The 10,203-nt window shown below is 60.6% G+C and carries 8 protein-coding genes and 1 tRNA gene; 6 read left to right on the top strand and 3 right to left on the bottom strand.

Features of this window, described 5'->3' with window-relative positions:
- Window positions 1-145 precede the first annotated feature (145 nt).
- Window positions 146-230: transfer RNA gene (locus CSE6_RS22995), tRNA-Leu, on the bottom strand.
- A gap of 34 nt (window positions 231-264) precedes the next feature.
- Here CSE6_RS22995 and rnr point away from each other — a divergent pair.
- On the top strand, window positions 265-2,898 hold the full coding sequence (rnr, locus tag CSE6_RS22990) for a ribonuclease R (RefSeq protein ID WP_034358774.1): 2,634 nt from the start codon (window positions 265-267) through the stop codon (window positions 2,896-2,898).
- Between the two features lie 64 nt (window positions 2,899-2,962).
- On the opposite strand, the gene CSE6_RS22985 is transcribed toward rnr, so the two are convergent.
- On the bottom strand, window positions 2,963-4,558 hold the full coding sequence (locus CSE6_RS22985) for an NAD(P)H-hydrate dehydratase (protein WP_059441576.1): 1,596 nt from the start codon (window positions 4,556-4,558) through the stop codon (window positions 2,963-2,965).
- Window positions 4,559-4,655: 97 nt separating this feature from the next.
- On the bottom strand, window positions 4,656-6,044 hold the full coding sequence (locus CSE6_RS22980; protein WP_059441575.1) for an amidase: 1,389 nt from the start codon (window positions 6,042-6,044) through the stop codon (window positions 4,656-4,658).
- A 227-nt stretch (window positions 6,045-6,271) separates the two neighbouring features.
- Between CSE6_RS22980 and rpsB the strand changes: the two genes are divergently transcribed.
- From rpsB to uppS, 5 genes are all read left to right on the top strand, one after another.
- Entirely contained in the window at window positions 6,272-7,024 is a 753-nt protein-coding gene (rpsB, locus tag CSE6_RS22975) for a 30S ribosomal protein S2 (protein WP_003067383.1), read from the top strand.
- Window positions 7,025-7,132: 108 nt separating this feature from the next.
- Entirely contained in the window at window positions 7,133-8,026 is an 894-nt protein-coding gene (tsf, locus tag CSE6_RS22970) for a translation elongation factor Ts (RefSeq protein WP_003067381.1), read from the top strand.
- A gap of 93 nt (window positions 8,027-8,119) precedes the next feature.
- Window positions 8,120-8,842 (top strand): UMP kinase, encoded by a 723-nt coding sequence (pyrH, locus tag CSE6_RS22965; RefSeq protein ID WP_003053409.1) that lies wholly within the window; start codon window positions 8,120-8,122, stop codon window positions 8,840-8,842.
- Window positions 8,843-8,879: 37 nt separating this feature from the next.
- Window positions 8,880-9,440 (top strand): ribosome recycling factor, encoded by a 561-nt coding sequence (gene frr / locus CSE6_RS22960; protein WP_003067379.1) that lies wholly within the window; start codon window positions 8,880-8,882, stop codon window positions 9,438-9,440.
- 23 nt (window positions 9,441-9,463) lie between these two features.
- Complete coding sequence (gene uppS, locus CSE6_RS22955; protein WP_034358753.1) at window positions 9,464-10,201, top strand: polyprenyl diphosphate synthase; 738 nt, start codon at window positions 9,464-9,466, stop codon at window positions 10,199-10,201.
- Window positions 10,202-10,203 lie beyond the last annotated feature (2 nt).

Below are 10,203 nucleotides of genomic sequence, written 5' to 3'. Positions count from 1 at the left end.
TTTCAGGGAAGCTTCGTATTGTAATGCATTTTTTTTGCATTCAATATGAATCTTCAAATTTTCTAAGATGCCGTCTGGCTTGCAAACATTCCCTTGAGGAATGTTTCCCAAGTTTGTTTCAACCCTTGCAGGTTGTCGTTAAACTTGGTGCCCAGGAGAGGACTCGAACCTCCACGGAGTTACCCGCTAGTACCTGAAACTAGTGCGTCTACCAATTCCGCCACCTGGGCATCTCAGGAAAGACATAGATTGTATATCAAGAAAATGAACCCTCGCGCAAAAGTTGCCGATATGAACGAAGAAATTTTGGGCACTGTGCAGGGCCACCGCGACGGACACGGCTTTGTCGTCCGTGACGATGGTGAGCGTGACATCTACCTTCCCCCCAATGAAATGCGAGCGGTGCTGCACAAGGACAAGGTCCAGGTGCGTATCGCCCGTCATGACCATCGCGGTCGCCCCGAAGGCCGTGTGGTGGAAATCGTGGAGCGTCCCGATCAGCCCATCATTGGCCGCTTTCTGCAGGAAAGCGGTGTGTGGCTTGTGGCCCCTGAAGACAAGCGCTACGGTCAGGATGTTCTGATTCCTTCCAACGCCACAGGCGCGGCCAAGCCGGGCCAGGTGGTGGTGGTGGAACTGACAGAGGCTCCGGCCTTGTTTGGTCAGCCTGTGGGCCGCATTACCGAAGTGCTGGGTGAGGTGGATGACCCAGGCATGGAAATCGAGATTGCGGTGCGCAAGTATGGCGTGCCGCATATCTTCTCCGACGCCTGTCTCGAGCAAGCCAAGGCGCTGCCCGAAAAAGTCCGACCCGCAGACTACAAGCACCGCATTGATCTGACCGATATTCCTCTGGTCACCATTGACGGCGAAGATGCGCGCGACTTTGACGATGCCGTGTATTGCGAGCCCGCCAAGGTGGGGCGCAGCAAGGGCTGGCGTCTGCTTGTTGCGATTGCGGATGTGAGTCACTATGTGACCACAGGCAGCGCCATTGATGTGGATGCTTACGATCGCGCCACCAGCGTGTATTTCCCGCGCCGAGTGATTCCCATGCTGCCGGAAAAGCTCAGCAACGGGCTGTGCTCCTTGAACCCCGACGTCGATCGGCTGTGCATGGTCTGCGACATGCTGATCACGGCGCAAGGTGAGATTCACGCCTATCAGTTCTACCCGGCAGTCATGCATAGCCATGCGCGCTTCACCTATACCGAGGTGGCTGCAATCCTGGCCAATACACGCGGCCCTGAAGCAGCCAAGCGCAAGGAGCGCGTGCAGGATTTGCTGAATCTGTATGGCGTCTTCCAGTCCCTGCTCAAGGCTCGCGAGGCGCGCGGTGCCGTGGACTTTGAGACGACCGAGACGCAAATCGTCTGCGACGACAACGGACGCATCGAAAAAATCGTGCCACGCACTCGCAATGATGCGCACAAGTTGATTGAAGAAGCCATGCTGGCGGCGAATGTCTGCAGCGCAGATTTCATCGACCAAAGCGGGCAGCTTGGTCTGTTCCGCGTGCACGACAAGCCTTCGCTGGAAAAGCAGGAAATTCTGCGCAATTACCTCAAGGCCATGGGTGTGAGCATGAGCATCAGCGAAAACCCTTCGACCAAGGAGTTTCAGCAGATTGCTAATGCCACCAAGGACAGGCCTGACTCGCAGCAGATTCACACCATGCTGCTGCGCTCCATGATGCAGGCTTTCTATACGCCGGAAGGCTCGGGCCACTTCGGTCTGGCCTTTGAGGCCTATACCCACTTCACCAGCCCGATTCGTCGTTATCCGGACTTGCTGGTGCACCGCGTGATCAAGGCTGAGCTGAACGGCACACACTACAAGCTGCCCAGCCTGCCCACGCCGGGTGAAGCCGAAGCCAAGATGGCCAAGCGCCTCTCCTCGCGTGTGGTCGAGCCGGGGCAAAAGCCGCGCAAGCGCTCGGCGGCCAAGGAATTCCAGGCATGGGAGGCTGCCGGCCTGCACTGCAGCGCCAACGAGCGCCGCGCCGATGAAGCCAGTCGCGATGTGGAGGCCTGGCTCAAGTGCAAATACATGCGCGAGCATCTGGGCGAGGAGTTCGCGGGCACGGTTTCCTCGGTCACGACCTTCGGAGTCTTTGTGACGCTGGATGCCATGTATGTGGAAGGGCTGGTGCATATCACCGAGCTGGGCGGCGACTACTTCCGCTTCGACGAAGCCCGGCAGGAGTTGCGTGGCGAGCGCTCGGGTGTTCGCTATGGCATCGGCGCACGAGTGCGGGTGCAGGTCAGTCGCGTGGATCTGGACGGCCGTCGCATCGACTTCCGCCTGGTTCGTGATGGCGAGGATGGCTTGGTACAAACACCACGCAGCGGTCGTGGCCAGGCCAAGGATGAGGGGCGTGGCCGTCGCGAGTCACGTGACGAACGCAGTGCGGGCGGCTATGCCGACAAGTGGAGTCGTCGCGATGCCAAGGCCAATCGTGCGCAGCGCAATGCCGCTGCGGGGCCTGCTTCTGCACCTGAGCCCGATCGCGCCAAGCAGGGCCGAAAGGCAGCCAAGAAGGCCATGCTGAAAAGCGTGAACCTGGCCGCACTGGAGGCAGAGTACGCACAAGAGCACGCCGCGCCTAAGCCTGAGCCTGTGACGGAGTCCGTGACTGCGGTGCAGCAAGCCAAGCCTCGCAAGGCGGCAGGCAGGAAAAAGGTTGCAGCTCTGCTTGCGCCTGATGCTCCGGCCATCTCTGTTGCCAAGGCTGCGGTCAAGCCCGAATCAAAATCGGTCGCAAAGCCCGCAACCAAGGTCTCAACGAAGTCTGTGGCGAAGTCGGCTCCCAAAGCCGTAAAGGTTGCTGCCAAGCCTGCGGCAGGTACCAAGGCTGCACCGGCAAGCAAAACCAGCAAGCGCAAGACCGAGCGCTGATTGCTCTCCTATCAAGAGCTGAAAGGCCTTGCCAGATAATGGCAAGGCCTTTGTTTTTTGCAGTTTATTGATTGCCCAGGCGCAGAGCCAGTGCACTGGCGCTGAATGGGAGGTTTGCTGGCCAGCAATCTGCAATGTGGCCATGGCGGAAGGCAGCCTGAGTCGCTGCCATATCGGCACTTTGACCCTGTGCCCATAGCGCTGCTATCAATCCGGCCAGCACATCGCCCGTGCCGCCCGTGGCCAGGCGGGCATTGCCGCTGGCATTGATCCAGACTTGCTGCTGTGGATTGGCAACAGCCGTGCCGGAGCCCTTGAGCAGCACCGTGCACTGAAATTTGCTGGCAAGCTGCAGGCAGGCTTGAAGGCGGTTGGCTTGTACTTGAGCGGTGCTGGTCTGCAGCAGGCGCGCGGCCTCCAGCGGGTGGGGGGTCAAGACCGTGGTCTGCTGGCGTGCAGCGCGCTGGCTCAGCTGCTGTGCCAGTGCCGGGCTGGCCGCAACGGCGTTGAGTGCGTCGGCATCCAGCACCAGTTGTGGTGCTTGTGTCAGTATGTGAGGCAACCAGGCGTGCACGGCTTCGCCGCCACCGCAGCCGCAGACCACGGTGGCCTGGCTCCAGTCCTGCGCGGCGGGTTGGCGCAACATGATTTCCGGCCAGGGCGAAGTGCCTTGCGGTGATTGCTCGTCCAGCAAGGCCAGCATGACGCGACCGGCTCCAGCGTGCAGTGCCGCCAGTGCCGCCAGCCAGGCAGCGCCCGTCATCGACAGGCCGCGCATGCCCAGGCCTTCGCCGCCGAGCACGGCCACATCGCCAAAGCTGCCTTTGTGACTGGCGTGCGGGCGTGTTCTTGAGGAGGCAGGGCCTGGGTTGCTCAGATATGCCGTGGGCTGTGCTGCAGCGACTAGGGCGGGCGAGTGCGGTACGTCGGGAGCGCTGGCAATGCCGCAGCCCAGGTCGTCCCACCAGATTTGTCCGCAGGCATCGCGGCCCTGACCGGTGAACAGGCCGGGCTGCAGGGTCAGCAAGGCAAGCGTGTGGCGTCGTTGGTCGGCGGAGATGTGGCCGGGTGCGAATTCCCTCAGATATTGACCGGTATCGGCATCGAGGCCTGAGGCAACGTCTACACAGAGTACGTTGCAGGTGCAATGCTGAACCAGGGCCAGCAACTGCAGCAGGCGCTGATCGGCAGCCGAGGTCTTGCCAAAAGTGCGCGGGCTCAGTCCTATGCCCAGCAGTGCATCAACACACAGGTCTTGTGGTCCCAGATCGACGGGGGCGTCATCGAGCCACTGCACGCCAGCCTGCAAGGCTTTGTTCCGGGAAATCTGTGCATCGGACGGAAGTTCGGCAGGTGCGCGCACTTCGCTGACCATGATTCGCGCATGGGGCAGCATGGCCCTGAGCTGAGCTGCCGCCTCAAAGCCGTCGCCGCCGTTGTTGCCAGGGCCGCAGGCAATCCAGATGCGTTGCGCGTGCGGGGCTATTGCCATTGCCAGCCTGGCGATGGCAAGGCCTGCGCGTTCCATCAGCCTGTGAGGCGGCAGGCGGTCGGCGCAAGCCTTCTCAATCTGACGTGTGGCGGCGGTGCTGAACAGTGGCCAGCCTTGACCAGCGGAAATGGAGGCGGGCGGGGTGTCGGAGGGAGAAATGCGCAGCATGGCCCGAGGATAGCCTCCGGCTGCGCATTTGTGGGTTTTTATGATTTTTGCCTTTTAATTCAATAGCCATAAGCGGTTATAGCTACGGAAATTGAAGTCAGTCGCGATTGAGCACGGCTTCGATGCCCGCGCTGATATTCAGGATGGCATCGTCGTGCAGGGCGGCATGCCAGATCATCAGGCCCATGGGGAGCTCGTTCGGGTTGTGGCACGGCAGTGACAGGGCGCAGCCGTCCAGCATATTGACCACGCTGGTATTGCGCAGCAGTAGGCCGTTGACGCGGAAAAATTCCTCGTCACGCTTGGCGTCGGCTGCGGCGTCGAAACCGTTGGTCGGGGCGACGGATGCAATCGTGGGTGCTGTGATCGGCGTGGTGGGCGAGAGCAGGGCGTCATAGCTGACTATGGCACTCTCCATCTTGGCAATCCAGCGCTTGCGCGCGGCCAGCAGATCCAGATAGTCGGCAGCGCTCATGCTCGCGCCGCGCTCTATGCGCGAGCGTACTCGGGGGTCGTAGAGCGCGGCCTTGGCGGGGTCCTGCAGATGACGCCGGTGCCAGGCATAGCTTTCGGTGGGCGAGAAGCCCCCGATGATGTTGACGCCGTCCAGCTCCTCCAGCTCGGGCAGGTCAATCCACTCGATCTGTGCGCCGCCGGCCTGCAGCTTGGCGATGCTGCGTTCGAAGGTGTTGCGCACGGCGGGCTCGATCTGATCGAAGAAGACGGGGCGTGGCACTGCCAGGCGCCACTGGCTCAGGCTGCGTTCGTCCTTGGTGACTTTGCGCTCGGCCAGAATCTCGTGCAGCAGCACGGCATCGCGCACGCTACGCGTAATGGCGCAGGCAGTGTCGAGTGTGGGCGAGAGTGGCACGGTTCCTTCGGTGGGAACCAGCCTGGCCGTGCTTTTGAAGCCAACCAGGCCATTGAGTGCAGCGGGAATGCGGATGGAGCCCCCGGTGTCCGAGCCCAGAGCCGCCCAGGCGGCGCCGCTGGCGACGGATACAGCTGCTCCTGACGAGGAGCCGCCCGGAATGCGGGCCGGCCATGTGGGCGCCAGCTGAGGATTGGCGGGGTGGCGTGCGTCCAGCGCGGCGGGGGTGCCGAAATGCGGGTTCACGCCAACGCCGGAAAACGCGAACTCGACCATATGGGTGCGGCCGATGATGGCCGCGCCTGCCGCGCGCAGGCGGGCAACGGCCGTGGCGTCTGCTCGGGCGAGGGGCGCATCCTGCAGCACCAGGGAGCTGGCGGCACTGCGCGCGCCTTGCGTGTCGAACAGATCCTTGACCGAGATGGCCAGGCCGGCCAGGGGTGTAGTGGATGGCGTTTCTGCAGCAGCCCAGCGTGCCTCGTCAAAAAAAGTCTGGCTGAAAACGTTGGCGCACAAGGGGCTTTGCGCGGCAGCAATGCTCATTTGCATGAGGTTTGCAGCGCTTTGGCGGCCTTCGCGGATCTCAAGAGCGACGTGACTGAGGTCGAGTTGCATGGCAGTGTGCTAAAATTTTGCGGCTTTGCTAAGGGTTAGTCCGTGAGGATTGACTTGAAAAGCTCTGAAAGTGGTTGATGCGATGGCGTTTTTGAGTGTTGCAGCAATTGCTTTTAAGTCGGCAAGGCAAATAGCAAACCGGCCTATTCAAGGTGTTGCGCTCGCTTTTTTCAAGGCGGCTGCAATCGTTGGGCCGGATTTTAGACCCAACCTTTGAGGTAATTAACATGGCAGTAACAATGCGCGAGATGCTGGAAGCCGGCGTCCACTTCGGTCACCAAACTCGTTTCTGGAATCCCAAGATGGCTCCGTTCATCTTCGGTGCCCGCAACAAGATCCACATCATCAACCTGGAAAAGTCCCTGCCGATGTTCCAGGAAGCCCAGAAGTTCGCCAAGCAGCTGACTGCTAACGGCGGCACCATCCTGATGGTGGGTACAAAGCGTCAAGCCCGTGAGCTGGTGGCTGAAGAAGCCAAGCGCGCTGGCGTGCCCTTCGTTGACCAGCGCTGGCTGGGCGGCATGCTGACCAACTTCAAGACTGTCAAGACCTCCATCAAGCGTCTGAAGGACATGAAGGCTCAGCAAGAAGCCGGTCTGGAATCCATGTCCAAGAAGGAACAGCTGATGTTCGTTCGCGAACTGGAAAAGCTGGAAAAGGACATCGGCGGCATTCAGGACATGAACGGTCTGCCCGACGCCATTTTCGTGATCGACGTGGGCTTCCACAAGATCGCTATCGCTGAAGCCAAGAAGCTGGGCATTCCTCTGATCGGCGTGGTTGACACCAACCACAACCCCGATGGCATCGACTACGTGATCCCTGGTAACGACGACTCCGCCAAGGCTGTGCAGCTGTACGCCCAAGGCATTGCCGACGCAATCCTGGAAGGCCGTGAAGCTCGTCTGAACGACGTGGTGAAGGCCGCTGCCGGTGAGAACGGCGACGAGTTCGTGGAAGTGGAAGAATCCGCCGCCTAAGCGAAGTCCGGCTGCGCGACCGCATCGCGAGAAAAAGCGGGGCTCTAGGTAGCCCCGTTTTTTTAGCCGGAATCCTGTAACGAATCGAACTGATACTGGAGAAATACGATGGCAATTACTGCAAGCATGGTCGCCGAACTGCGCGCCAAGACCGACGCCCCCATGATGGAATGCAAGAAGGCTCTGACCGAAGCTGATGGCGATATGGCCAAGGCTGAAGAGCTGCTGCGCGTCAAGCTGGGTACCAAGGCTGGCAAGGCCGCTTCCCGCGTGACTGCTGAAGGCGTTGTGGCTGCTTTCATCGACGGCGGCAAGGGTGGCCTGATCGAAGTGAACAGCGAAACCGACTTCGTGTCCAAGAACGACAGCTTCCTGGCCATGGCCAATGCCGCTGCCAAGCTGGTCGCCGAGCACAATCCCGCTGACCTGGACGCTCTGGGCGCCCTGGCCTACGAGCAAGACGGCTACGGCCCCACTCTGGAAGACGTGCGCAAGGGTCTGATCGGCAAGATCGGCGAAAACATGTCTTTCCGTCGCTTCAAGGCTTTCAGCGGCGCTGGCCTGGCTGCCTACGTGCACGGCACTCGCATTGGCGTGGTGGTCGAGTTCGACGGCGACGCTGCTGCTGCCAAGGACGTGGCAATGCACGTGGCTGCCATGAAGCCCGTGGCTCTGACTTCCGCTGACGTGCCTGCTGACCTGATCGCCAAGGAACGCGCTGTGGCCGAAGGCAAGGCAGCCGAATCCGGCAAGCCTGCCGACATCGTTTCCAAGATGGTGGAAGGCTCCGTGCAGAAGTACCTGAAGGAAGTGTCCCTGGCCGACCAGGTCTTCGTGAAGGCTGCTGACGGCAAGCAAACAGTGGCTCAGATGCTCAAGGCTGCCAACACCAATGTGAAGGCGTTCACGATGTATGTCGTGGGTGAAGGCATTGAGAAGAAGACTGATGACTTCGCCGCTGAAGTGGCTGCCCAGGTGGCAGCAGCCAAGGCTGGTGCTTAAACCTAAGCCTTAGCAACAATCGCGGCCTAGAGCCGCGATTGATTTATTCCCCTCCCGTTTTCATACTCATTCAACTTCCATCGGAGAAACACCATGTCCAACGCCATTCCAGCCCACAAGCGCATCTTGCTCAAGCTGTCGGGGGAGGCGTTAATGGGAGATGACCAGTTCGGCATCAACCGTGCAACCATCGAGCGCATGGTGGCTGAGATCGTGGAAGTGACCAAGGTGGGTGTGCAGGTTGCCGTGGTGATCGGCGGCGGCAACATCTTCCGCGGCGTGGCGGGCGGCTCGGTCGGCATGGACCGTGCGACTGCCGACTATATGGGCATGCTGGCCACGGTGATGAATGCCCTGGCTCTGGCAGATGCCATGGACAAGCAGGGCCTGACGGCGCGCGTGATGTCGGCCATTGGTATCGAGCAGGTGGTCGAGCCCTATGTGCGCCCCAAGGCGCTGCAGTACCTGGAAGAGGGCAAGGTCGTGGTGTTCGCTGCCGGTACGGGCAATCCCTTCTTCACCACCGACACGGCCGCTGCGCTGCGTGGTGCTGAAATTGGCGCCGAAGTCGTGCTCAAGGCCACCAAGGTGGATGGCGTGTACACGGCTGACCCGGTCAAGGATCCTTCGGCCACACGCTACGACAAGCTGGCTTTCGATGAGGCCATCTCGCGCAATCTGGGCATCATGGATGCCACGGCTTTCGCGCTGTGCCGCGACCAGAAGCTGCCGATTCGCGTGTTCTCCATCGTCAAGCCCGGCGCACTCAAGCGCGTGGTCATGGGTGAAGACGAAGGCACTCTGGTGTACGCTTGAGCGTTTTGCCGCCACATGCCCGCAAAGGAACAAGAACATGACGATCGCTGAAATCAAAAAGAACACCGAAACCAAGATGGGTCAGTCCATCGAGGCTCTGAAGAACAATCTGGCTCGCGTGCGTACCGGCCGTGCGAATCCCGCGCTGCTGGATGCCATTCATGTCGAGTACTACGGCTCCATGGTGCCTCTGTCCCAGGTGGCCAATGTGTCTTTGCTGGATTCCCGCACCATCAGCGTGCAGCCCTGGGAAAAGAACATGGCTGCCAAGGTGGAAAAGGCCATTCGCGAGAGCGATCTGGGCCTGAATCCCGCTTCCATGGGCGACCTGATCCGCGTGCCCATGCCTCCCATGAGCGAAGAGCGCCGCAAGGAAATGACCAAGCTGGCGCGCAACGAAGGCGAGAATGCCAAGATTGCCGTTCGCAACTTGCGTCGCGATGCCAATGAAGGCGTGAAGAAGCTGGTCAAGGACAAGGAAGCCTCTGAAGACGATCAGAAGCGCTCCGAAGCCGAAATCCAGAAGATCACCGACAAGCATATTGCCGAGGTCGATACGCTGGTGGCGGCCAAGGAACAGGACATCATGGCGGTCTGAGTCTTTCCAAAGGACTTGCACTTTTGACATCCAAGAAAAACGGCGCGGTTCCGCGCCATATCGCCGTCATCATGGACGGTAACGGGCGGTGGGCCAAGCGCCGTCTGCTTCCACGTCTTGCCGGTCACAAGCAGGGGGTGGAGTCCCTGCGCCGCTGCGCTCGCGCCTGCGTCGAGCGTGGCGTGCAGGTGCTCACTGTGTTTGCGTTTTCCTCCGAGAACTGGAACCGGCCTCAGGAAGAGGTCTCGGGCCTCATGAGCCTGCTGGCCAATGCCCTGGCCAAGGAAGTCGCTCAACTCAGCCGCGACGGCGTGCGCCTGTACTTTGTCGGCGACCGTCAGGGGCTGAGCGACAAGGTTCGGGAGGGCTTGGCAGAGGCCGAGCGCATCACCGCTCACAACACGCGTCTGGTTCTCAACGTCTGCTTCAACTACGGTGGCCGCTGGGATATAGCCCAGGCTGCACAGAAGCTGGTGGCCCAGGGGCTGGAGCTGACTCCCGAGAATCTGGACAGGGCCATGGCTTTGGCCCATGTGCCGGATCCGGATCTCATGATCCGCACCGGTGGCGAGACCCGCATCAGCAATTTCCTGCTCTGGCAGGCTGCTTATACAGAGCTTTTTTTCAGCAATGCCCTGTGGCCTGATTTCGATGAGGCGGCTCTTGACGAGGCCATTGCCGTGTTTGGCGGTCGTGAGCGCCGCTTCGGCCAGACTTCCGAGCAGATTCAACCATCATCCACCGTCACCTTGACGGTTTAACC

Origin of the sequence: Comamonas sp. E6, from assembly GCF_001010305.1 — a bacterium.
GTDB lineage: Bacteria > Pseudomonadota > Gammaproteobacteria > Burkholderiales > Burkholderiaceae_C > Comamonas > Comamonas thiooxydans.
Note: the sequence above shows the minus strand (reverse complement) of the source record. Positions and strands in the feature narration are given on the sequence as shown.

Excerpts from the sequence above, each read along its gene's own strand:
- rpsB (WP_003067383.1), top strand. The coding sequence starts at position 6,272 with ATGGCAGTAACAATGCGCGAGATGCTGGAAGCCGGCGTCCACTTCGGT.
- tsf (WP_003067381.1), top strand. The coding sequence starts at position 7,133 with ATGGCAATTACTGCAAGCATGGTCGCCGAACTGCGCGCCAAGACCGAC.
- CSE6_RS22980 (WP_059441575.1), bottom strand. The coding sequence starts at position 6,044 with ATGCAACTCGACCTCAGTCACGTCGCTCTTGAGATCCGCGAAGGCCGC.
- pyrH (WP_003053409.1), top strand. The coding sequence starts at position 8,120 with ATGTCCAACGCCATTCCAGCCCACAAGCGCATCTTGCTCAAGCTGTCG.
- frr (WP_003067379.1), top strand. The coding sequence starts at position 8,880 with ATGACGATCGCTGAAATCAAAAAGAACACCGAAACCAAGATGGGTCAG.
- CSE6_RS22985 (WP_059441576.1), bottom strand. The coding sequence starts at position 4,558 with ATGCTGCGCATTTCTCCCTCCGACACCCCGCCCGCCTCCATTTCCGCT.
- rnr (WP_034358774.1), top strand. The coding sequence starts at position 265 with ATGAACCCTCGCGCAAAAGTTGCCGATATGAACGAAGAAATTTTGGGC.